The sequence below is a fragment of the Roseibaca calidilacus genome (genome assembly GCF_001517585.1).
Taxonomy (GTDB): domain Bacteria; phylum Pseudomonadota; class Alphaproteobacteria; order Rhodobacterales; family Rhodobacteraceae; genus Roseinatronobacter; species Roseinatronobacter calidilacus.
Map to the genome: position 1 here is coordinate 1672879 of NZ_FBYC01000004.1, position 21666 is coordinate 1694544.

At 61.7% G+C, this 21666-nt stretch carries 21 protein-coding genes and 1 tRNA gene; 2 read left to right on the forward strand and 20 right to left on the reverse strand.

All coding sequences use genetic code 11. The annotated features are described in order from the left end of the window. Window positions 1-78: 78 nt before the first annotated feature. The 15 genes from AWT76_RS11780 to glpD all read right to left on the reverse strand — a co-directional run bounded on the left by AWT76_RS11780 (window position 79) and on the right by glpD (window position 16829). Complete coding sequence (locus AWT76_RS11780; RefSeq protein ID WP_072247678.1) at window positions 79-546, reverse strand: Hsp20 family protein; 468 nt, start codon at window positions 544-546, stop codon at window positions 79-81. A gap of 147 nt (window positions 547-693) precedes the next feature. After that, window positions 694-1530 carry a trypsin-like serine peptidase gene (locus tag AWT76_RS11785; RefSeq protein ID WP_245638814.1) on the reverse strand — a complete coding sequence of 279 codons (837 nt, stop codon included), beginning with the start codon at window positions 1528-1530 and terminating at the stop codon, window positions 694-696. A gap of 68 nt (window positions 1531-1598) precedes the next feature. Continuing rightward, window positions 1599-2888: a glycolate oxidase subunit GlcF gene (glcF, locus tag AWT76_RS11790; protein WP_072246514.1), complete on the reverse strand. Its 1290-nt coding sequence runs from the start codon at window positions 2886-2888 to the stop codon at window positions 1599-1601. Window positions 2889-2892: 4 nt separating this feature from the next. Further along, window positions 2893-3984 (reverse strand): FAD-binding protein, encoded by a 1092-nt coding sequence (locus AWT76_RS11795; protein WP_072246515.1) that lies wholly within the window; start codon window positions 3982-3984, stop codon window positions 2893-2895. Between the two features lie 154 nt (window positions 3985-4138). After that, complete coding sequence (locus tag AWT76_RS11800; protein WP_072246516.1) at window positions 4139-5572, reverse strand: FAD-linked oxidase C-terminal domain-containing protein; 1434 nt, start codon at window positions 5570-5572, stop codon at window positions 4139-4141. A gap of 67 nt (window positions 5573-5639) precedes the next feature. Further along, a complete protein-coding gene (locus tag AWT76_RS11805) occupies window positions 5640-6242 on the reverse strand; it encodes an SAM-dependent methyltransferase (RefSeq protein ID WP_072246517.1) in 603 nt (200 codons plus the stop codon). Between the two features lie 114 nt (window positions 6243-6356). Then, a complete protein-coding gene (locus AWT76_RS11810) occupies window positions 6357-7487 on the reverse strand; it encodes an iron-containing alcohol dehydrogenase (RefSeq protein ID WP_072246518.1) in 1131 nt (376 codons plus the stop codon). Window positions 7488-7541: 54 nt separating this feature from the next. Beyond that, on the reverse strand, window positions 7542-9029 hold the full coding sequence (gene glpK, locus AWT76_RS11815; RefSeq protein WP_072246519.1) for a glycerol kinase GlpK: 1488 nt from the start codon (window positions 9027-9029) through the stop codon (window positions 7542-7544). Between the two features lie 125 nt (window positions 9030-9154). Beyond that, window positions 9155-10867, reverse strand: coding sequence for an ABC transporter substrate-binding protein (locus AWT76_RS11820; RefSeq protein WP_072246520.1), 1713 nt, complete (start codon window positions 10865-10867; stop codon window positions 9155-9157). Between the two features lie 105 nt (window positions 10868-10972). After that, entirely contained in the window at window positions 10973-11245 is a 273-nt protein-coding gene (locus tag AWT76_RS11825; protein WP_072247680.1) for a DUF2160 domain-containing protein, read from the reverse strand. A gap of 18 nt (window positions 11246-11263) precedes the next feature. Continuing rightward, complete coding sequence (locus AWT76_RS11830; protein ID WP_072246521.1) at window positions 11264-12118, reverse strand: carbohydrate ABC transporter permease; 855 nt, start codon at window positions 12116-12118, stop codon at window positions 11264-11266. Window position 12119: 1 nt separating this feature from the next. Next, window positions 12120-12992 carry a carbohydrate ABC transporter permease gene (locus AWT76_RS11835; RefSeq protein WP_072246522.1) on the reverse strand — a complete coding sequence of 291 codons (873 nt, stop codon included), beginning with the start codon at window positions 12990-12992 and terminating at the stop codon, window positions 12120-12122. After that, window positions 12992-14098, reverse strand: coding sequence for an ABC transporter ATP-binding protein (locus AWT76_RS11840; RefSeq protein WP_072246523.1), 1107 nt, complete (start codon window positions 14096-14098; stop codon window positions 12992-12994). The genes AWT76_RS11835 and AWT76_RS11840 overlap by 1 nt, the downstream gene beginning before the upstream one ends. A 9-nt stretch (window positions 14099-14107) precedes the next feature. Continuing rightward, entirely contained in the window at window positions 14108-15196 is a 1089-nt protein-coding gene (locus AWT76_RS11845) for an ABC transporter ATP-binding protein (protein ID WP_072246524.1), read from the reverse strand. 25 nt (window positions 15197-15221) lie between these two features. After that, a complete protein-coding gene (gene glpD / locus AWT76_RS11850; RefSeq protein WP_072246525.1) occupies window positions 15222-16829 on the reverse strand; it encodes a glycerol-3-phosphate dehydrogenase in 1608 nt (535 codons plus the stop codon). 259 nt (window positions 16830-17088) lie between these two features. Between glpD and AWT76_RS11855 the strand changes: the two genes are divergently transcribed. Continuing rightward, a complete protein-coding gene (locus tag AWT76_RS11855; protein ID WP_072246526.1) occupies window positions 17089-17865 on the forward strand; it encodes a DeoR/GlpR family DNA-binding transcription regulator in 777 nt (258 codons plus the stop codon). 60 nt (window positions 17866-17925) lie between these two features. Here AWT76_RS11855 and AWT76_RS11860 read toward each other — a convergent pair. The 5 genes from AWT76_RS11860 to AWT76_RS11880 form a co-directional block, all read right to left on the reverse strand. Beyond that, a tRNA-Gln gene (locus AWT76_RS11860) sits at window positions 17926-18000 on the reverse strand. A 97-nt stretch (window positions 18001-18097) separates the two neighbouring features. Then, window positions 18098-18301: a YgaP family membrane protein gene (locus tag AWT76_RS11865; protein ID WP_072246527.1), complete on the reverse strand. Its 204-nt coding sequence runs from the start codon at window positions 18299-18301 to the stop codon at window positions 18098-18100. A 69-nt stretch (window positions 18302-18370) separates the two neighbouring features. Continuing rightward, window positions 18371-19012 carry a Crp/Fnr family transcriptional regulator gene (locus AWT76_RS11870; RefSeq protein WP_072246528.1) on the reverse strand — a complete coding sequence of 214 codons (642 nt, stop codon included), beginning with the start codon at window positions 19010-19012 and terminating at the stop codon, window positions 18371-18373. Continuing rightward, window positions 19012-19884 (reverse strand): 3-hydroxyisobutyrate dehydrogenase, encoded by an 873-nt coding sequence (mmsB, locus tag AWT76_RS11875; RefSeq protein WP_072246529.1) that lies wholly within the window; start codon window positions 19882-19884, stop codon window positions 19012-19014. The genes AWT76_RS11870 and mmsB overlap by 1 nt, the downstream gene beginning before the upstream one ends. Further along, the gene (locus AWT76_RS11880; RefSeq protein ID WP_072246530.1) at window positions 19881-20927 is read right to left on the reverse strand and encodes an enoyl-CoA hydratase/isomerase family protein; all 1047 of its coding nucleotides are present in this window, start codon (window positions 20925-20927) and stop codon (window positions 19881-19883) included. Before AWT76_RS11880 ends, mmsB begins: the two co-directional genes overlap by 4 nt. A gap of 92 nt (window positions 20928-21019) precedes the next feature. Between AWT76_RS11880 and AWT76_RS11885 the strand changes: the two genes are divergently transcribed. Further along, the gene (locus AWT76_RS11885) at window positions 21020-21664 is read left to right on the forward strand and encodes an alternative oxidase (protein ID WP_072246531.1); all 645 of its coding nucleotides are present in this window, start codon (window positions 21020-21022) and stop codon (window positions 21662-21664) included. The last annotated feature ends 2 nt before the right edge of the window (window positions 21665-21666 follow it).

Sequence of the window (21666 nt, forward strand, 5' to 3'; positions counted from 1 at the left end):
ACGCGGCCGCTGCTGCAAACATCGCAAAACCCGGCCAAATGGCCGGGTTTCATCGTTTCAGGGTAGCGCGACCGCCGATCAGGCGGCGTCGGCCTGCACCAGTTTGTGCGTGCTGCCATCCTCGCGCGCGATTTCAATCCGGCGTGGTTTCAGCGCTTCGGGCAATTCGCGTTGCAGGTCGATATGCAACATCCCATCGGCATGGGTGGCACCCGTCACGCGCACATGGTCGGCCAGATGGAACCGACGCTCGAAGGCGCGGGTGGCAATGCCCCGATGCAGAAATTCGCGGGGCGCGCTTTCATCTTCGGTGGTGCGCGCGGTCACGACCAGCGCGTTTTCTTTAACCTCGACCGTCAGGTCATCGGCCCGGAAACCGGCCACGGCAAGCGAAATCCGATAGCCGTTTTCAGCCGTCTTTTCAATGTTATAGGGCGGGTAGCTAGGGGTCTGGACATCTGTGGTCATGACCCGGTTCAGCAGGTCCGCCATCTGGTCGAAGCCAACAGAGGCACGGTAAAGCGGGGTGGGATCAAAACGACGCATAAGCATCCTCCTATCTGAAGCGATGGTGGGCGCGCCTTCCGCATGGACAGGCGCTGTTTGGTGATATCCCGGCCCGTCCTTGGCACCGGGATGTACCAGAAATGGGAAGCGATTTGCCGCGTTTCAAGAGCCTTTGGGGCCGCGCGGTTACGGGCGCAAAAAGCGCGCGCCACCTTCGCTGGTCATACGCCGTGGCCCGGTGCGCGTGACCGTGGCCGACCCTGGGGCCTGCACAAAGCGCCCGTCGCGCGCGCTGAGTGCATCGCGCAGCACATCCAGCTTGGGGCCTAGCGCAACCCCGAATGACACGTCACCGACAAAGGCCCCCCCTTCGGATACGCCCTTGGCCGAGATGACCGAAACGATTTCGGCGCGCCCGCGATCAAAGGCAAAAACGGGCGATCCCGAAGACCCATAATCCACCGAGCAGGTCATGTAGACCACACCACGGCTGGTGCTGTTCAAGACACGGCAGGCTTCTTGCAACGAAGGCGCGTTCAAACGGTCCCGCCCGTAGGACACGACGCCCACCGTATCCCCGCGCTGCACAGTCGTGCGCACGGGAAACGGAGTGACCCCGCGCGCGGCAACCGGATGCACCAGTTCCAAGAGCGCAAGGTCATTTTGCACGGTCTCTGCCGTGGCAAGTTGTGCGACGCGGTAATCCGGGTGCACGACGCTGCGCAACACGCGCCGTTCCGCCGCCGCGCGCCCATTTCGCAGCCCGGCCCGGAACAGAAAATCCTCATCCGCGAAGCGCTGTCCGGTGGTGCGATTGAACAGGCAATGGGCCGCGGTCAGCACCAACCGGTCAGAAATCAGCGCCCCGGTGCAAAAGCCGTTTGCACCAATGTCAATCCGGCCAACGGCCTCCCAGCCCTGCGCGGTCAGGCCGGTTTCCAGCAAGGTCAGCGGCTTGTCCTGCGCGGCTGCGGCAAGCGGCCAGACCAGAAACATAGCCAGCACAGCACGAAAGAAGGACATGGGCACTCCGACAGTCAGACGCAGATCAGCCTAGCGCCGCATCATGGCATGACCGGGGCAAGAGCGTGTCACTCTTGCGAAAGGTTGCGCGGGCGCGGCCCGCCCGTGGCCCAGTCCAGCAATTCCACCGTGTGAACCACCGGGATCTGCGTGCCGCCACCGATTTGCATCATGCAGCCGATATTGCCTGCCGCGATCACATCGGGCTGCTTGGCTTCCAACGTCTTGACCTTGCGCGCTTTCAACTGGCCCGAAATTTCGGGCTGCATCAGGTTATAAGTGCCCGCAGAGCCACAACACAGATGGCTGTCCTTCGGTTCGGTCACCGTAAACCCGGCCCGTTTCAGCAAATCCTTCGGGTAGGTCTTGATCTGCTGTCCATGTTGCAGCGAACAGGCGGCGTGATAGGCCACTTTCATCGCCTGCGTCTCGCCTTTCGGCAGGTCCAGTTTCATCAGCACCTCGCTGACATCCATGGCAATCGCGCTGACGGCCTTGGCCTGTTCTGCCAAGGGTTCGTTGCGGAACATATGGCCGTAATCCTTGACCGTGGTGCCGCAACCGCTGGTGTTGATGACAATGGCATCCAGACCGCCCGCCTGCATCTCGCGGTGCCACGCGCGGATATTCTTGGCCGCCGTAGCATGGCTTTCTTTGGTTTTGCCCATGTGATGAGTCAGCGCCCCACAACAGCCCTGCCCGTCTGCGATAACCACTTCGCACCCCAAACGGCGCAACAGGCGGATGGTTGCATCATTGATATCCGTGTTCAGCGCCCGTTGGGCGCAGCCGGTCATCAGTGCAACACGCATCTTTTTCGCGCCCTCGGGGGCAAAGACCTGCGGGTCATCATTGCGGCTGACGGGGGGGATATGCTTGGGTGCCATCTCCAGCATGGCGCGCAGGCGCGGGTCGGGCATAAGGTGGCGCAAGGGCCGCCCAATCTGCGCGCCCAGCAACGCCAGCCGGAACCGCCCCGGATAGGGCAGAATCTTTGACAGAACCCAGCGCAGCATCCGCTCAAAAACCGGGCGTTTATAGGTCTGTTCGATGTATTCGCGCGCATGGTCGACCAAGTGCATGTAGTGCACGCCCGAAGGACAGGTTGTCATGCACGCCAGACAAGACAGGCAACGGTCGATATGCTTGACCGTCTTTTCATCTGCCGGGCGGCCTTTTTCCAGCATGTCCTTTATCAGGTAAATTCGCCCGCGCGGGCTATCCAGCTCATCGCCCAGCACGGCATAGGTCGGGCAGGTCGCGGTGCAGAACCCGCAATGCACACAGGTGCGCAGCACTTCGTTCGAGCGCTGAATGGCCGGGTCTTTCAACTGATCGGGGGTGAAGGTGGTTTGCATTGGCTTATCCCATCAGGCCGGGGTTCAGCACGCCGCGCGGGTCGAACTTGGCGCGCAAGCCCTGTGCGATGGCGGCAATCGGGGCAGGTTCGGGGTGGAACACAGGGATATCCGCCGCAGCCCCCCGCACCAAGGTCGCGTGACCCGCGATCGGGCCAATTCTGGCGCGCAGGTCGCAGCCTTCGGGCAGCAATGCCCAGATCAGCCCGCCGCCCCAGTCCATCTGCACGGGGGCGCCGATCTTAGCCACCACGGCGGGCGCATCCGATGGCTTGGCGGACACACGCCACACATCGCCCTGCGTGCCCGCAAACGCGGTCACATCACGGATATCGCGCCAAAGCGCTCGGCTCGCCTCGCCTTCCAGCACTTGCCAGTCCCCTCCCAAGGCCTCTGCCAGTGCTGCCTTGCGATAGCGGATCTGCTCCGAGAACCCCTCGATCCGCAGGCAAACCCGACCACGCACGTCGCGCGCGGCGGCATTTACCTCATAAGGTGTGCCCAGCGCGTCCGACATGGTCCGCACCGCCGCGGCGGGCGTCATCGCGTCGCTTACCAGCGTCGCCTGCATCTCGGGCACTGGCAACAGCTTGAAACTGCATTCGGTCAACACGCCCAGCGTGCCCCATGACCCAGCCATCAGTTTGACCAGATCATAGCCGGTCACGTTCTTCATCACGCGCCCGCCATTCTTCACAACCCGCCCGGTGCCATCTACGAAACGCACCCCGATCAGGCTGTCGCGACATGCCCCCACACTGATCCTACGCGGACCAGAGGCATTGGCAGCCACCATCCCCCCCACGGTCGGAACACCCTCTATGCCCAACACGGCGCGCATATCCATCGGCTCGAAGGGCAATCGCTGGTTCTCTGCCGCCAGCGCCGCCTCGACATCGGCCAAGGGCGTGCCCGCCCCCGCAACCAGCGTCAAGGCGCCCGGCTCATAAAGCGAGATCCCTGATAGCCCCCCGGTCTCAAGCACCGTGCCAAGGCCTGTAGCTCTCAGGCTGCGCGTGCCGCCGCCGCGAATACGCAACGGGCCGCTGGCCTCGCGTATGATCTCTGACACTTCCGTTTCACTGGCCGGGCGCATAAGCGGCCCTCCTTCTCAGGCTGGCTATTTCATCCTTGCCCCAAATATCCTGGGGGTGAATGGGCGCGTCAGCGCCCAGAGGGGGCAAAGCCCCCTGACGCCAAGTCACGCAAAATGGGAACCGGTATTGCACGACAAGACAAGCCTTCCCGCGCTAGGCCGCGCGCCGTGCGGCGCTGGCCGCCAGCGGGAAAACCTTTGCGGGGTTCAGCAACCAGTCCGGGTCGAACACGTCTTTTACGCCCATCTGCGCATCCAGATCGTCGGGCGCGAATTGCACAGTCATCAAGTCGCGTTTCTCGATCCCCACGCCGTGTTCGCCGGTCAGACAGCCGCCCACCTCGACACAGAGTTTCAAGATCTCTGCGCCGAACGCCTCGCACAGTTCAAGATCGCCGGGCTTGTTCGCATCATACAGGATCAGCGGGTGCATGTTGCCATCGCCTGCGTGGAACACATTGGCCACGCCCAGCCCGAATTCTTTCGACATCTCGCCAATGCGTTTCAGCACGAAAGGCAGGCTGGACACCGGGATCGTTCCGTCAAGGCACATGTAATCGGCAATCTGCCCCATCGCGCCAAAGGCAGATTTGCGCCCCAGCCAGATTTTCTTGCTTTCCTCGTCCGACTGGCTTTCGCGCAACTCGACCGGGTTATGGCGGCGGGCGATCTGCTTTATCAGGCCAAGCTGTTCGTCAATTTCGGCATCAGACCCCTCAACCTCGACAATCAACAACGCTTCGCAATCGGGGTAGCCCGCCTTGGCAAAATCCTCTGTCGCGCGGATGCAGGGGCGGTCCATGAATTCAATCGCCACGGGCAGCACACCCGCCTTTATAATGTCAGACACGCATTCGCCCGCCACCTCGTTGCTGTCGAACCCCATCAGCACGGGGCGCGCGCCTTCGGGTTTGGGCAGAATGCGCAGCGTCGCCTCGGTCACGATGCCCAACTGTCCTTCCGACCCGCAGATCAGGCCCAGCAGGTCATAGCCCGCGGCATCCAGATGCGCGCCGCCCAGTTCGATCACCTCTCCCGCCATGGTGACAAGCGTCAAGCCCAGCAGGTTGTTGGTGGTCACGCCGTATTTCAGGCAATGCGCACCGCCAGAGTTCATGGCAATATTGCCAGCAATCGCGCAGGCCAATTGGCTGCTTGGGTCGGGTGCGTAGAAGAACCCGTCGCCTTCGACCTCTCCGGTCACGGCAAGGTTGGTGATGCCCGATTGCACGCGTATGAAGCGGTCGTCCAGACTGACTTCCAACACCTCCCGCAAGCGCGCCACGCCCAGAATGACCGAATCCTCGGTTGGTAGCGCGCCGCCAGCCAGCGACGTGCCCGACCCGCGCGGCACGACGGGCACACCTTCGGAATGGCAGATTTTCATGATGGCAGCGACCTGTTCGGTACTGTCGGGCAGCACAACGGCCATGGGCAAGCAGCGATAGGCGGTCAGCGCGTCGCATTCATAGGCGCGGCGCTCGGCTTCGTCAGAGATCAGCGCCTCTGACGGCAATTCTGCCGCCAGCCGGGCGATCACGCGGTCGCGCTTTGATAGAATCGCAGCATTCGGGATTGGCATTTCCATCGTCGGTCCTCCCAGCCGGTATTGGTAAAATAATATTACCAATTTTGCAGAAAGCAAGCAAAACCTGTCATGCCGGTTTGTGGGCGATGAAATCGATCAATGCCGACATGCCGCAATGGCCGGTGCCTTCCTGAATCTCTCGGTCATAGGCGCGGCAAAGATCAACCTGCCAGCCCGGAAAGCCCGCGCGCAACATATCCTCGGTATACAGGTTTTCCACGGCACGCGGCCCGCCAGTGCCATAGGCCAGTTGCTCGGGCCGGTAGCCATGCAGGAACAGCACGCCGCCGGGGCGCAGGCAATCCGCCATCTGCGCGAACATTGCCGCGCGGTCCGCAGGCCCGGTGAACTGAATGAAAATGCCCACCACCAGATGGAACGCGCCGCGCCATGCCTCGGGCCACTCGGCCAACAGGTCGGCTTGCTGAAAATCAACCGTCACACCCCGTGCCTTGGCCAGCGCCTGCGCTTTGGCCAAGGCCGACGGCGCGTAATCCGCCGCAGTGACCTGCACGCCCTGTTGCGCCATAAAGACAGAGTTGCGCCCTTCGCCATCGGCCACGGCAAGCGCGCGCTGGCCCGACACCAACAAGCGCGCATGGTCGCGCAGCGCGGCGGCAGGTTCGGTGCCAAAGACATAGTCAGGTGTCGCGAAACGTGTTTCCCACATGGGTATTTCCTTCGGCTGCGAGCCGAGAGCATGGCGCAGCGCCGAATAAAAGGGAACACCCAAGGGCTGCCCGCCGCTAGTGGCAACATAGCACCGGGCCGGGCGACGGCCAGATCAGCCCGCGGCCAGCATCTGAAGCAGCGCTGCGCGATCAAGCGCGACAGGGTTTGCTTTGTAGGACGACGAACGCACGGCTTCGTCAGCAAGCTCTGAATGCATCGCATCGGTAACGCCCAGCTCTGACAGGCGGGGCAGGCCCTTGGCGCGGCACCATTCCGCGAATCCCTGCACGCTGCCGAACTGCTCTGCTATGCGGTCCATGACCCAAGCAATGCGCTCTGCGGCTATGCTGCCTGTCGGCGCAGCCTGCGCATTGCCGCGCAACACCGGGACCAGCAAGGCGCCGCAAATCGCCCCATGCGCAGCCCCGGTGCGCCCGCCGATCACGCCTGCAAAGCCATGCACGGCCCCCAGACCGGAATTTGCAAGCGCCATGCCGCCGAACACACTTGTCAGCGCCATATCGTCCCAAGCGGTTGCATCGCCCCTGTCCAGCAGCCTGTGCAGGGCCTGCAATCCGCGCGGAATGGCATCGCGGCACAGGGCATCGGTCATCGGATTGGCGCGCGAACAGATGAAGGGTTCGATGACCTGCGTGATCGCATCCAGGCCCGACGTGAGCGTAACCTGCGCGGGGCATGACATGCACAGGTCAGGGTCCACCAACGCCAAGGCAGGATAAAGCCGCGGGTCGCGCAAGCTGACCTTGCGCCCGGCGTCGGGAATCTGGATCACCGCGTTGCGGGTAACTTCGGCCCCTGTCCCTGCGGTCGTCGGGATCGCCACAAGCGGCAAAGGGGCAACATCAAGCGGTTGCCCCGCGCCCACCACTTCCAGATAGCGCATGGCGCTATGCGGTGCGGGAACAAGCGCGGCCAGCGCCTTGCCATGGTCAATGACTGCCCCGCCGCCAATGGCGATGACCAAATCAGGGCCAAAGGCACGGGCGCGGGCAGCATTGGCTTCGACACTTGGCAAATCAGGTTCGCCGCTGGCAAGCAGATCCAGCACCTCGCACCCATGGCGCAAACCGTGCAACACCGCATCCGCCGCAGCCACGGACCGCGAGCGCAGCAGCAGCACCCGCCGGGCCTGCGCCTGCGCGAATGGCACCGCGTCCATGCAGGTGCCGCGCCCGAAGCGCAGCGTGCCCGCCGTGGCAAAGCTGAAACTTGTGACAGTCATATGCGGCGCGACCTTTCTTCCCAAAAGCGGGGACGGATTGCCCCCACGCATACCCTAGACGGCCTGCACAGCGTTTACCGCGCGCTTCCAGCGTGCGTAGCGGGCCGTGCGGGCGTCAGCATCCATCGCGGCGGTGAACTGGCGCTCTATCTGCCAGCCCTTGGCAAATTCCGCCATGTCGGGCCAGACGCCCGCGCGTTGGCCTGCCAGCCATGCCGCGCCAAGCGCGGTGGTTTCCAGCACCTGCGGGCGGTCGACCGGCGCGCCGATGATGTCTGACAAGAACTGCATAGCGTAGTCATTCGCGGCCATGCCCCCATCCACGCGCAAGCTGGGCTGCGCGCCCTCGCGCGCCCAGTCGGCTTGCATCGCCTCTAGCAGGTCGCGGGTCTGGTAGCCGACCGACTCCAGTGCCGCGCGGGCAAATTCGGCGGGGCCCGAATTGCGCGTCATGCCAAAGATCGCGCCGCGCGCGTCGGGCTTCCAATAGGGGGCGCCAAGCCCCACGAAGGCAGGCACAAGGACAAGGTCTTGGCTTGGGTCAGCCTGTTCGGCCAGCGCTTGGGTTTCGGGGGCGGCGCGGATTACCTTGATCCCGTCGCGCAACCATTGCACCACCGCACCTGCAATAAAAATAGACCCTTCCAGCGCGTAGGTGGGTTTGCCGTCCAACTGGTAGGCCACCGTCGTCAACAGCTTGTTGGTCGAGGCAACCGGCGTCTCGCCGGTATTGAGAACCGCGAAACACCCGGTGCCATAGGTGGATTTCATCATGCCGGGGGTAAAGCAAGCCTGCCCGATGGTCGCCGCCTGCTGGTCGCCTGCAACACCAAGGATGGGAATTTCATGGCCGAACAGGTCCGCGCGGGTGTGCCCGAAATCGGCGGCGCAATCGCGCACCTCTGGCAGCACCGCGACGGGAATGTCGAACAGGTCGCAGATGGTCTGGCTCCACCGGCCCTTGTGAATATCATAAAGCATGGTGCGCGCGGCATTGGTGGCGTCGGTTGCATGCACTTTGCCACCGGTCAGGTTCCAGATCAGCCAAGTATCGACCGTGCCGAAAGCCAGCTCTCCGCGCTTGGCGCGTTCGCGCGCGCCCTCCACGGTGTCGAGAATGTATTTCAGCTTGGTGGCCGAGAAATACGGGTCCGCCAAAAGCCCGGTGCGCGCGGTTATCATCGGCTCATGCCCAGCCTCGCGCAGGCGTGCGCAAAAATCGGCGGTGCGGCGGTCTTGCCAGACAATCGCGTTATGGATGGGCCTGCCGGTCTTGCGGTCCCAGACAAGCGTTGTTTCGCGCTGGTTGGTAATGCCGATGGCGGCAATATCGCGCGCCGACAGCCCGGCCTTTTCAATCGCGGCGCGCGCGGTTGCAGCGGTGGTGGCCCAGAGGTCCGAGGCCTCATGCTCTACCCAGCCTGATTGCGGGTAATGCTGGGTGAATTCTTCCTGCGCGACGGCCTTTATCCGCATGGTGCCATCGAACACGATCCCCCGGCTGGATGTGGTCCCCTGATCGAGTGCAAGAATATAGCCCATCGACGCCTCCTCTGCGCGAAACCGGTGTATCCGCTTGAATTTTTGTCAAAAATGGCGCGGTAGCGCAATCGCCACCGCGCCAAGGGATGCGGGGCCATGCCAAAGCACAGCCCCGGCAGTCGGGTTTATTCCGTCCAGCGGCGGATCAGGTCATCATAGGCGACGGTCATGGGCGTGCCCTTCTCGTCCTCGAGCTTGGGCCAAGGGGCGCCGGGCTGTTCCAGCCAGTAGGACTCGTCCCGCGGCTCGTTCAGGACCGGGCCGAATTCGCCCTGCACGCCGGCGCGTTCCAGACGGGCCATGACGGCTTCTTGCTGGTCGCAAAGTGCGTTCATGGCTTCCTGCGCGGTGCGTGCGCCAGAGGACGCATCCCCGATATTCTGCCACCACAGCTGCGCTAGGCGCGGATAATCCGGCACGTTGAAGCCCGTATCCGTCCACTTCTCACGCTCGGGCGAGCGGTAGAATTCCACCAGACCACCCAAGCGCGGCGCGCGTTCGGTGAAGCTGTCATGGTTGATGGTGGATTCGCGGATAAAGGTCAGACCGTAATGCGACTTGGCCACATCGACGGTTTTCGACGCGATGAACTGCGCATAAAGCCATGCGGCCTGTGCCCGATCGGTCGGTGTCGATTCCAGAATGGTGGCAGAGCCCACATCCTGATAGCCAACCTTCATGCCCTCTTGCCAGTAAGCGCCATGCGGGCTGGGCGCCATGCGCCATTTCGGCGTGCCGTCCTCGTTCATCACCGGCAGGTCCGGGGCGACCATGTCGGCCGTAAACGCGGTATACCAGAAGATCTGCTGCGCGATATTGCCCTGCGCCGGGATCGGGCCCGATTCAGAGAAGTTCATCCCGTTGGCTTCGCGGGGCGCGTAGTTCTGCAACCAATCGACGTATTTCTCGATCGAATAGACCGCGGCCGGGCTGTTGGTTGCCCCGCCACGCGCCACACAAGACCCAACTGTCTGGAAGTTCTCGTTCACGCGCAGGCCCCATTCATCGACCGGCACACCATTGGGCAGGCCAAGGTCAGAGGCCCCTGCCATCGACAGCCACGCATCGGTAAAGCGCCAACCCAGCGACGGGTCGCGGCGGCCATAATCCATGTGGCCGTAAACGGTCTGGCCGTCGATCTCGCGGCCCGTAAAGAAGGCGGCGATATCTTCATAGGCAGACCAGTTCACCGGAACGCCCAGTTCATAGCCATATTCGGCTTCAAACTCTGCCTTGATTTCGGGATCGTTGAACCAGTCATAGCGGAACCAGTAAAGGTTCGCGAATTGCTGCACGGGAAGCTGATACAGCTTGTCATCCGGCCCGGTGGCCGAGGCCAGCCCGATGAAATCGTCCAGATCAAGGCCGGGGTTGGTGAAGTCCGCGCCATCGCCTGCCATCCAGTCGGTCAGGTTGCGGGTCTGCTGGTAGCGCCAATGGGTGCCGATCAGGTCGGCATCGTTGATATACAGGTCGAACACGTTTTCGCCGGTCTGCATCTGCGTTTGCAGGCGCTCGACCACGTCGCCTTCGCTGATCAGCGTGTGGGTAAAGTTGATGCCCGTCATCTCGCTGAACGCGGGGGCCAGAACGCTGGCTTCCCATTCATGGGTGGTGATGGTTTCCGACACGACATTGATGGTCATGCCGCGGAACGGCTCTGCCGCCTCGATGAACCATTGCAGTTCTGCTTCCTGCTCTTCGCGGGTCAGGGCCGACATATCGCCGATATGTTCATCAAGGAAAGCGCGGGCGGCGTCCATATCGGCAAAAGCCGGACTGCCCATCACGGTCAGCGCCATCGCCAGCGCTGTGGATGTCTTGAATAGACGGTTCATGTTATATCCTCCCATGGATTGAACCTACGGTTTTCAGTCCTTGCGTGTCCGGGCGCATTGCGGGCCTCTTCCCCCGCCTGTCCGGGCACGCGTTTATTCGCGCGCTCAGACCCAGCGGAAAACCGCTGCGGCATAAAGCGCGCAAATTCCAAGCGCCCACCATTGCGGCAGATCGCTCATCGCCAGCCAGCCCGAATTGATAAAGGCCGACCCCAGAAGCGTAATGAACAGCCGGTCCCCGCGCGTCGTTTCAATTGTCAGGATGCCGCGACGCGGGGTTTCGGGATATTTGATTGCCAGAAGTGTGAAAATCAGCAGCAGACAGGCGATCGTGGCAAAGAAGATCGCGGTCGGTGCCGTCCATGCCATCCATGTCAGGTTCATGGCGTGCCCTCCTTATACGCGGCCCAGGGCAAAGCCCTTGGCGATGTAGTTGCGGACGAAATAGATCACCAGCGCACCGGGAACGATGGTCAGCACACCGGCGGCGGCCAGAACGCCCCAGTCAATGCCCGACGCCCCCACCGTGCGCGTCATGATCGAGGTGATCGGCTGCGCATGGACCGCCGTCAGCGTGCGCGACAGCAGCAATTCCACCCAAGAGAACATGAAGCAGAAGAACGCGGCCACCCCGATGCCAGAGGCGATCAGCGGCATGAAGATCTTGACGAAGAATTTCGGGAAGGAATAGCCGTCGATATAGGCGGTCTCGTCAATTTCCTTGGGCACGCCGCGCATGAAACCTTCCAGAATCCAGACTGCAAGCGGCACGTTGAACAGCGTATGCGCCAGCGCCACGGCGATATGCGTGTCGAACAGCCCGACCGAGGAATAAAGCTGGAAAAACGGCAGCGCGAACACGGCTGGCGGTGCCATGCGATTGGTCAGCAACCAGAAGAACAGATGCTTGTCGCCCAGAAACCGGTAGCGGCTGAACGCATAGGCGGCAGGCAAGGCAACCGACAGCGATAGGACCGTGTTCATCACCACATAGGTGATCGAGTTGATATAGCCGATATACCAGCTGCGATCGGTCACAATGGTCAGGTAATTGTCGAATGTCGGGTTCTGCGGCCACAGGGTGAAAGCGCCGGTGATCTCGCGGTTGGTTTGCAAGCTCATCTTCACCAGCCAGTAGATCGGGATCAGCATGAAGGCCAGATAAAGCACCATCACCACATGGCGGGTCTGCACCTTTGGCAGCGCCAGTTTGCGTGCAGGGGCCGCGTAAGTATCGGTCGTTGACGCCATGTTACCGGCCCTCCGCTTTATCTATGTTGGTCATCACGGTGTAGAACACCCAAGACACCAGCAGGATCACTAGGAAATACATGATCGAGAACGCCGCCGCCGGGCCAAGGTCGAACTGTCCGAGCGCCATTTTCACAAGGTCGATGGACAGGAAGCTGGTCGCTGTGCCGGGGCCGCCGCCGGTCACGACGAAGGGTTCCGTATAAATCATGAAACTGTCCATGAAGCGCAGCAGGATCGCGATCAGCAGCACACCCGCCATTTTCGGCAATTCGATGTAGCGGAACACCTTCCAGCGGCTGGCCTGATCAATCTTGGCGGCTTGATAATAGGCCTGCGGGATGGATTGCAGCCCGGCATAGGCCAGCAGCGCCACCAGCGAGGTCCAATGCCAGACATCCATCGTCACCACGATGATCCAAGCGTGCAGCGCATTGCGGGAATAGTTAAAATCTATGTTCAGCGCATCCAGCACAAAGCCCAGCAGCCCGATATCGCCCCGGCCCATGATCTGCCAGATCGTGCCCACCACGTTCCACGGCACCAGCAGGGGCAGCGCCATCAGCACCAGGCACAGCGACGCCCAGAAGCCCTTTTTCGGCATGGCCAGCGCAATCGCAATTCCAAGTGGCACTTGAATGGCCAGAATGATCCCAGAGAACATCAACTGCCGCCCAAAGGCCGAATGCACCTGCGAAGAGGTCAGAACCTGTTTGAACCAGCCCAACCCTTCCCAGAAAAAGACGTTATTGCCGAATGTGTCCTGAACCGAGTAATTGACCACGGTCATCAGCGGGATCACCGCCGAGAAGGCCACCAGAACCAGAACCGGCAGAACCAGAAACCACGCCTTGTTGTTCTGAACCTTGTCCATCAGACGGCCTCTTTCACGGGGGTGGAAACAGCGTGCAGCGGTGTCACGCGCCAGTCATCGACATAGACATTGATGCGCTCGGGCTGGAATTTCAGCCGGTTGGCATCTGCGGGAATGGGCATCCCTTCGGGCAGGATCGCATTGATCGGTTTGCCCGCGAATTCCGCGCGCAAAATCTGGTGACGGCCCACATCCTCGATGCGTTTGATCGTCACCGGCAGCCCGTCTTCGCCGCTGGCAAGCGTCACAAACTCCGGGCGAATGCCGATCTGCACGCGGCCCGAGAGCGCCTTGTAGCTGCCGCCCAGCGCAACCGGATGGCCCGCGCAATGGGCAAGCTGCCCCGCCACCTCGGCGTCGATCAGGTTCATCCCCGGAGAGCCGATGAAATACCCCACGAAGGTATGTTCCGGCGTATCGAACAGCTCTTCCGGCGTGCCAAGCTGGACCACGCGCCCGTCATGCATGACCACGACCTTGTCGGCAAAGGTCAGCGCTTCGGTCTGATCATGGGTCACATAGATCATTGTGTGCCCGAACTGGTTGTGCAGCGCTTTTAGCTGCGTGCGCAATTCCCATTTCATATGCGGGTCGATCACGGTCAGCGGCTCGTCGAACAGGATGGCGTTCACATCTTCACGCACCATGCCGCGCCCAAGGCTGATTTTCTGTTTCGCATCCGCCGTCAGCCCGCGCGCCTTGCGCTTCAGCACGTCTTCCATGCCGATCATGGCTGCAATCTGCTGCACGCGTTGGGCGATATGGGCCGGGTCCATGCCGCGATTGCGCAGTGGAAAGGCCAGATTGTCGCCCACGGTCATCGTGTCATAGACCACCGGAAACTGGAACACCTGCGCGATATTGCGTTCAACCGTGTCCTGATGCGTCACATCCTTGTCGCCGAACAAAATACGCCCGCGCGACGGCACCAACAGCCCGGATATGATGTTCAACAGCGTGGATTTGCCACAACCAGACGCGCCCAGCAGCGCGTAGGCTTCGCCGTCGTTCCACACATGGTCAAGCTGCTTGAGCGCGAAGTCATCTTCCGATTTCGGGTTGCGCAAATAGGAATGTGCAAGATTGTCGAGCGTGATCTGTACCATGATCCCCCCTCAGGCCGCGTGCGCGAAGCTGGCGGGTGCGACAAGCTCCCCGCTTTCGGCGAAAACATAGACATGCGCGGCATCCAGCCAGACCTCTATCGGCTGGCCGTATTCCAGATGATGCACGCCATGCATCAGCCCCACCCATGGGTCGGCGCCATGGTCCAGATGCACGAAGGTTTCAGACCCGGTGATCTCGGTTACCTTCAACATGCATTTGAAATGCAGCCCCTCATGCCCCCGTGCGTGCAAATGCAGATGGTCGGGCCGGAACCCGGCGCGGTAGCTGCCATCTGGCAGATCGGCCAGCGCCCCCGTGGCCAGCGCCGTCTGCCCCTCGCCAAAGCTGATCTTGCTGCCGGCCTTGGTGATGGTGGTGAAATTCATCGGCGGGTCCGACAGCACGCGCGCGGTCGTGGCGTCTTTCGGCGCACGGTAGACCTGCGGCGTCGGGCCGAATTGCGTGACCCTGCCCTGCCACATGGTTGCGACATTGCCGCCCAGCAAAAGCGCCTCTTCCGGTTCTGTCGTGGCGTAAACGAAAATTGCACCAGATTCTTCGAAAATGCGCGGAATTTCGGCGCGCAGCTCTTCGCGCAGCTTGTAATCCAGATTGGCCAGCGGTTCGTCCAGCAACACCAGACCGGCGTTCTTGACCAATGCCCGCGCCAAGGCGCAACGCTGCTGCTGGCCGCCTGACAGTTCCAGTGGCTTGCGCTGCAACATCGGCGTCAACTGCATCAGCGCGGCGGTATCCTGCACGCGGCGATGAATCTCGGATTTGTCCACGCCCATCAGCTTCAGCGGCGACGCGATGTTGTCATAGACGGTCATGGACGGGTAGTTGATGAACTGCTGATAAACCATCGCCACTTTGCGGTCCTGCACCCGCATTCCGGTCACGTCCTGCCCTTCCCACAGCACGCGGCCCGTTGCGGGCACATCCAGCCCCGCCATGATCCGCATCAGCGATGTCTTGCCCGACAAGGTCGGACCAAGCAGCACGTTCATCGTGCCGCGTTCCAGCGACAGGTCGGTGGGGTAGATATGGTGATGCCCCTCCACAACCTTCGACACGCCCTCCAATACAAGCGACATTCCTTGCTCCTCCCTCTCGCGCGGTTTACTCTGCCGCGCGCAATATCTCGGTCACGTTGCGCGCCATCCACGCGTCCAGCGTGGCCACTTGGTCCGATGTCAGCCGCAAGCCCAGCTTGCTGCGCCGCCAGACCACATCTTCGGCGCTGCGGGCATATTCATGGGTCATCAGCCAGTTGACTTCTGCCGCCGTAAGCGTCGCGCCGAAATCCTCTCCCAGATCGGCGGCGGTTTTGGTATTGCCCAATACCTGCCGGGCTTCTGTGCCATAGGCGCGCACCAGGCGGCGGGCCCAGAAATCGGTCAGGAACGGGTAGTCGCGCCGCAACTCGGCCACCAAGGCCGGGCCGCCATCATGGGCGAAATCCCCCCCGGGAAGCGCGACTCCGGCGGTCCATTGACCTTTTGCCAGCGGCAGAACCGTGCCGATCTGCTCCAACGCCGATTCCGCCAGCCGCCGGTAGGTCGTGATCTTGCCACCAAAGATATTGAGAACCGGCGCCCCTGCGCTGCGGTCAATCTTGAGCGTGTAATCCCGCGTGGCCGCGGTGGCCGAACTCGCCCCGTCATCATAAAGCGGGCGCACGCCCGAATAGCTCCAGACAACATCGGCTGCGGTTACGGGCTTGGCGAAATATTGACTGGCAAAATTGCACAGGTAATCGCGTTCTTCTGGCGTGCAGACCGGCGCGCGTGACGGATCATCATGTTCGGCATCGGTGGTGCCGATCAGGGTGAAATCCTGCTCATAGGGAATGGCGAAGATGATCCGCCCATCGGTGCCCTGAAAGAAATAGCATTTGTCGTGGTCATAGAGTTTGCGGGTCACAATATGGCTGCCGCGCACCAGACGGACATTTTCGCGGCTGTTCAGCCGCAGCTTGCCGTGGATCACATCGCCCACCCAAGGCCCGGCGGCGTTGACCAGCATCTTGGCGCGGATTGTTTTCGTTTCGTGTTCGGTTTTGACCGTAACCGCCCAAATGCCGTTTTCCGCATGGGCCGACACAACTTCGGACCGGGTGTGGATTTTTGCGCCACGCGCTTCAGCGTCGCGGGCATTCAGCACCACAAGACGCGAATCTTCGACCCAGCAATCAGAGTATTCATAGGCTTTGGCAAAACGGTCCTGCAACGGCGCGCCTTCGGCAGTGCCGGTCAGCGCAATTGTGGATGTGCCGGGCAGAATTTGGCGCCCGCCCAGATTATCATACAAAAACAAGCCAAGCCGGATAAGCCAGCCGGGCCGCCGTCCGCGCATCCAAGGCATGAGGAACGACAACAGCTTAGAGGTTGGCGTATCGCTCTCAAAGCGCATATCTTTATGATAAGGAAGCACAAATCGCATAGGCCAAGAGATGTGCGGCATCGCACGCAGCAGGGTTTCGCGTTCGATCAAAGCCTCTCGCACCAGCCGGAATTCGAAATACTCTAGATAGCGCAGGCCACCATGGAACAGCTTGGTAGAGGCCGAAGATGTCGCGCCGGCCAAATCGCCCTTCTCGCACAGCACCACCGATAGTCCGCGCCCCGCAGCATCGCGCGCGATCCCGCAACCGTTGATCCCGCCACCAATGACCACAAGGTCAACGATCTGCTGGTCATTGGTCTGAGTGTGTTCGGATAGCGGCATACGCCCTCCCAAGCGCAAGATCAGATGAGCCGCGACGGTAGGTCGACATCGTCCTTTCCCGCAAGATTTTTTTCGTTATAGGCACCTATATGTTCGATTTTTTATTTTCGAAGAATTTAAAGCGCTTTGTTTGCCGTATGTTCTGGTGTATTTTTTCGCAACCCTCGAATTTTTGCTTGAAACGAACATGCCAACATCCCAAGCAAGAAGCTGAAATGCGGCTTGGCCGCGAATCACGCCACAGAACCGGAGCTAAGCCATGGCGCAAGCCGAGCGACTGCACGACATCCAGATCATCGCCCGCCGTGACGGGCGCGTGACTGTCGAAGGGTTGGCAAAGCATTTCGATGTCACACTGCAAACCATCCGCCGCGATCTGGCCGAACTGGCCGAGCAAGGAAAATTACAGCGCGTGCATGGTGGTGCAATCCTGCCCTCGACCGTGGCGAATATCGGCTACACAGACCGGCGCGACCTGAACGAAGACGGCAAGGCCGCAATCGCGCGGGCCGTTGCGCGGGATATTCCGAATGGTTGCTCTGTCTTTCTGAATATCGGCACCACGACAGAGGCCGTCGCCCGCGCCCTTCTGGGGCATCGTGACATCATGGTGCTGACCAACAACCTGAATGTGGCCAATATTCTGGTCGAGAACCCACATTGCGAGATAATCGTGGTCGGCGGGTTGCTGCGCCGGGCCGATGGTGGGCTGGTCGGCAGCGTGACCACGCAGGCCATTCAGCAATTCAAGTTTGATCTTGCCGTCATCAGTTGTTCGGCGCTGGACGAGGATGGCGACATGCTGGATTTCGACATTCAGGAAGTCGGCGTCAGTCAGGCGATCTTGAAACAGGCGCGCCGCAGTTTGCTGGTCGCGGATCATTCCAAATTCCGACGCCGCGCCCCCGCGCGGATCGGCTCGCTGGCGCAAATGGACAGCTTTTATACCGATGCGCCGCTATCTGCTGCGCTGGACCATGCGTGCAAAGGCTGGGGAACATCCGTGACCGTCGCAAGTGCGACCACGCCACCGTGACGCAGACTTGCGCCAAACAGCGTGCCGTTTTCGTTTGACTTCAGCTATTTGCAAGTAAACTGGCTGGGGTGGTAGGATTCGAACCTACGATACACGGTACCAAAAACCGATGCCTTACCGCTTGGCTACACCCCAACCGTGAGCGGCTTTCTAGCCAAGGCCTTCGGGGGCTGCAAGCCCAATCTGCGCCCTGACCGCCAAGAAAATCATGCCCCCTTGCAGGGGCATGATTTTACTTTTTCACCGGGCAGGTGTTCAGACCGACGATGGAATACAGCGGACAGCTGCTCATCAGCCCTGTGGCCAGCGGCACGATCCCGATCAGATACAGCCAGCTATAGGTTCCATCCATGTTCAGGAAGAAGGCCAAGATCAGCGCGGCCCCTACAACGATTCGAAGAATGCGGTCTATACCGCCTACGTTTTTTGCCAGCATGTGACAGGCTCCTGTGTTGAAGGCTACCTGAACAGCATAGCATAGGCCTACGGCCTGTCTGTGACATGGTCACTCAGGGGCGATGCGGCCCAGCTGCGCAAGGTCCAGAAGGGTGATCTGTCCGCGCTGCGTGGCGATCAGGCCTTGCCCGGCCCATCGCTCCAACTGCCGCGAGACAACCTCGCGCGCGCTGCCAATACGCGCGGCAAGTTCGGCATGGGTGGCCGTCACCTGTCCGCCTTGGGCCAGATCCAGCAGCGCACGGGCGAGCCGCGCTTCAATCCGGGTAAAGGCCACACTTTCCAGCAGCGCCGTCAATTCCGCCATACGCGCGGCAAAGGCGCGAAACACGAAAGCGCGGAACACTTCCGATCCATGCATCAGCCGGGCGAATTCCGCGGGCGGGATCATCACAAGCCGCGCCGGTGTGACGGTCATTGCCTCTCCCGAATAGGGGGCATCGCCCATCAGCCCCAAAGTGGTCTGGATGCAGCTTTGCCCCGGCTCTATGGCATAAAGCAGTATCTCGCGGCCCGATGCGGCGGTCAACGTCACCTCTACCCGGCCTTCCAGCACCATGGCAAAGCCTTGTGCATGGTCGCCCGCCCGGAACAGGCACTGGCCCTTGGGCAGTTGCATGGCTGGCATCGCATCTAGCTTTGCGATCGTTGCCGCATCCAAACCCGGCAACAGCGCTTCCGCCCAAGCCATCAGCTGCGCCCACGCCCCGCGAAACGCGGCAACAGCGCCGAGAAATCGCGCCCGCGCCCGTCTTCTTCTTCAACAAAAGCGGCATAGAGCGCCATGGCCCGCGCCCCCATGGGCGTATCGGCATCGACAGCAACAGCCGCCTGTTGCGACAGGCGCAAATCCTTCAACATCAGCTCTGCCGCGAATCCGGGCTTGTAGTCGTTATCGGCAGGGCTTTGCGGCCCAACACCCGGTGCCGGGCAATAGGCATTCATCGACCAGCTATAGCCAGAGGAGGTGCTGACCACGTCGAACATGCGCGCGCGGTCCAGCCCCAGCTTGTCGGCCAAAGCAAAAGCCTCGCAGGTCACCGCCATGGTCGCGCCAAGGATCATATTGTTGCAGATCTTGGCCGCTTGCCCCGCGCCCGGCCCGCCGCAATGCACCGCCTTTTGACCCATGATATCGAATAGTGGTTGAACCGTGGCAAAGGCTGCGTCCGACCCGCCCACCATAAAGGTCAGCGTGCCCGCGCTTGCCCCGCCCACCCCGCCGGACACGGGCGCATCCAGCGCGCCCAAGCCTGCCGCTTCGGCGGCGTCGGCCACGGCGCGTGCGCTTTCGACATCCACGGTCGAGCAATCGCACAGTACCGCACCAGCCGCCATTGCCGGGATAATCATAGCCGCCACGTCGCGCAGGATTGCGCCATTGGGCAGCATGGTGATGACCACCTCAGCCCGCGTGGCGGCATCGGCCGCGCTGGCCGCTTGCGCAACGCCTTGGGGGCAAGGCGCGCTCAGGTCGAACCCCGTCACAACATGCCCCGCCTTGGCCAGATTGGCCGCCATCGGCGCGCCCATATTGCCCAAGCCGATAAACCCGATTTTCATAGCCTCTCTCCCTCTGTCTCAAATGTCATCTCTGCCGCACCGAGCGGCGCAAGCATCGCCTCAACCTCTGCCGCGCACACCTCTGCCAAGCCTGCGTGCCGCCAACGCGGTGCACGGTCCTTGTCGATGATCGCGGCGCGGATGCCTTCCAGAAAATCCGACCGCGCGGTGGCGCGATAGGTAAAGCGGTATTCCATGGCCAAGGCCGCGCGGATATCGGGCGCAGGGCCAAGCCGATGCAGGATTTCCAAGGCGCAAGCCTGCGCCAACGGAGCACCGCGCAAAACCAGACCCAGCACGTCGCGCGCGACATCGCTGGTATCGGCACGCAAGGCCGACAGAATTGCCGCCCCATCACGGCCCTTGAATACACGGTCGATCCAGCCTGCCTGCGCGGCCATGGGGCTGTCAGGTGCAGGATGGGCCGGAATTGCGCTGAAATCGCCCGTGGCCACAAGCCTTGCAACCAGACCCGGCCAATCTGCGCGTGGCACGAAGCTATCCGCAAACCCCGCCCAGATGGCACAGCCCGGCCCCATGCGGGCCCCGGTCAAGCCCAGATAGGCCCCCGCACGCCCCGGCGCCCGCGCCAGCAGCCGCGAGCCGCCCACATCCGGCACGATCCCCACCGCGCATTCAGGCATGGCAATGCGACTGGTTTCGCACACAACCCGGTGGCTGGCATGGCAACCAAGCCCCACACCGCCGCCAAGGGTAAACCCCTGCATCAGTGTCACGACCGGTTTGGCATATTCGGCAATCCGCGCATTCATGCGGTATTCATCGGCCCAGAAACGGCGGCCATAACCATGATCGCCCGCGCGCCCAGTGGCATACATTTCGGCCAGATCACCGCCCGCGCAAAATGCCTTGTCACCAGTGGCATCAATCACCACCAGTGCAACCGCGTCATCATTGGCCCAAGCGCGCAAGGCCGCGTCAATCGCAAGGCACATCTCGTAGCTCAGCGCGTTCAGCGCGTGGCCCCGATCCAGCGTGATACGCCCGGCACGCCCCTCGCGGCGGATGTTTAGATCACTCATGCGGCCAGTCTCTTGCACAGATGGGGCACAGCGTCGCAATCGGTTGCATCGCGCGCAACCGCCCCCACCTCTTCAGAAAATAGGAGCGGAAGATGTTTGATTCTGACAAGTCCCAAGACCTCAGCCTTACGCAGCACCACGCACCCCGCGACCTGTCCGACCGGGTTGCGCTGCGGGTGGTCAAATTCATGCGCGTTTTTGCGGATGCCTTCTTTGCCAAGCGCTATGGTCACCGCGCCGTTGTTCTGGAAACCGTCGCCGCCGTGCCGGGCATGGTGGGTGGTATGCTTCAGCATCTCAAGGCCATCCGCCGCATTCGCGACGATCAGGGCTGGATCCGCGAGCTTCTGGACGAAGCCGAAAATGAGCGTATGCATCTGATGGCCTTCATCAAGATCGCCCAGCCCAGTTGGCTGGAACGTGCCATTATCCTGATCGCGCAGGGCGTGTTCTTCAACCTGTATTTCCTGCTCTACCTTGTCGCCCCGAAAACCGCGCATCGTGTGGTGGGCTATCTCGAGGAAGAGGCGGTCATCAGCTACACCCAGTATCTGGACCAAGTGGACAATGGCACGGTCCGGAACGTTCCCGCGCCGCAAATGGCCATCGACTACTGGAAGCTGCCCGCCGATGCCCGCCTGCGCGAGTTGATTATCGCCGTGCGCGCGGACGAAGCGGCCCATCGCGACCATAACCACGGCTATGCCAACGACCTGCGGGATGGCGCACGCGACTGATC

Excerpts from the sequence above, each read along its gene's own strand:
- AWT76_RS11780 (WP_072247678.1), bottom strand. The coding sequence starts at position 546 with ATGCGTCGTTTTGATCCCACCCCGCTTTACCGTGCCTCTGTTGGCTTC.
- AWT76_RS11785 (WP_245638814.1), bottom strand. The coding sequence starts at position 1,530 with ATGTCCTTCTTTCGTGCTGTGCTGGCTATGTTTCTGGTCTGGCCGCTT.
- glcF (WP_072246514.1), bottom strand. The coding sequence starts at position 2,888 with ATGCAAACCACCTTCACCCCCGATCAGTTGAAAGACCCGGCCATTCAG.
- AWT76_RS11795 (WP_072246515.1), bottom strand. The coding sequence starts at position 3,984 with ATGCGCCCGGCCAGTGAAACGGAAGTGTCAGAGATCATACGCGAGGCC.
- AWT76_RS11800 (WP_072246516.1), bottom strand. The coding sequence starts at position 5,572 with ATGGAAATGCCAATCCCGAATGCTGCGATTCTATCAAAGCGCGACCGC.
- AWT76_RS11805 (WP_072246517.1), bottom strand. The coding sequence starts at position 6,242 with ATGTGGGAAACACGTTTCGCGACACCTGACTATGTCTTTGGCACCGAA.
- AWT76_RS11810 (WP_072246518.1), bottom strand. The coding sequence starts at position 7,487 with ATGACTGTCACAAGTTTCAGCTTTGCCACGGCGGGCACGCTGCGCTTC.
- glpK (WP_072246519.1), bottom strand. The coding sequence starts at position 9,029 with ATGGGCTATATTCTTGCACTCGATCAGGGGACCACATCCAGCCGGGGG.
- AWT76_RS11820 (WP_072246520.1), bottom strand. The coding sequence starts at position 10,867 with ATGAACCGTCTATTCAAGACATCCACAGCGCTGGCGATGGCGCTGACC.
- AWT76_RS11830 (WP_072246521.1), bottom strand. The coding sequence starts at position 12,118 with ATGGCGTCAACGACCGATACTTACGCGGCCCCTGCACGCAAACTGGCG.
- AWT76_RS11835 (WP_072246522.1), bottom strand. The coding sequence starts at position 12,992 with ATGGACAAGGTTCAGAACAACAAGGCGTGGTTTCTGGTTCTGCCGGTT.
- AWT76_RS11840 (WP_072246523.1), bottom strand. The coding sequence starts at position 14,098 with ATGGTACAGATCACGCTCGACAATCTTGCACATTCCTATTTGCGCAAC.
- AWT76_RS11845 (WP_072246524.1), bottom strand. The coding sequence starts at position 15,196 with ATGTCGCTTGTATTGGAGGGCGTGTCGAAGGTTGTGGAGGGGCATCAC.
- glpD (WP_072246525.1), bottom strand. The coding sequence starts at position 16,829 with ATGCCGCTATCCGAACACACTCAGACCAATGACCAGCAGATCGTTGAC.
- AWT76_RS11855 (WP_072246526.1), top strand. The coding sequence starts at position 17,089 with ATGGCGCAAGCCGAGCGACTGCACGACATCCAGATCATCGCCCGCCGT.
- AWT76_RS11865 (WP_072246527.1), bottom strand. The coding sequence starts at position 18,301 with ATGCTGGCAAAAAACGTAGGCGGTATAGACCGCATTCTTCGAATCGTT.
- AWT76_RS11870 (WP_072246528.1), bottom strand. The coding sequence starts at position 19,012 with ATGGCTTGGGCGGAAGCGCTGTTGCCGGGTTTGGATGCGGCAACGATC.
- mmsB (WP_072246529.1), bottom strand. The coding sequence starts at position 19,884 with ATGAAAATCGGGTTTATCGGCTTGGGCAATATGGGCGCGCCGATGGCG.
- AWT76_RS11880 (WP_072246530.1), bottom strand. The coding sequence starts at position 20,927 with ATGAGTGATCTAAACATCCGCCGCGAGGGGCGTGCCGGGCGTATCACG.
- AWT76_RS11885 (WP_072246531.1), top strand. The coding sequence starts at position 21,020 with ATGTTTGATTCTGACAAGTCCCAAGACCTCAGCCTTACGCAGCACCAC.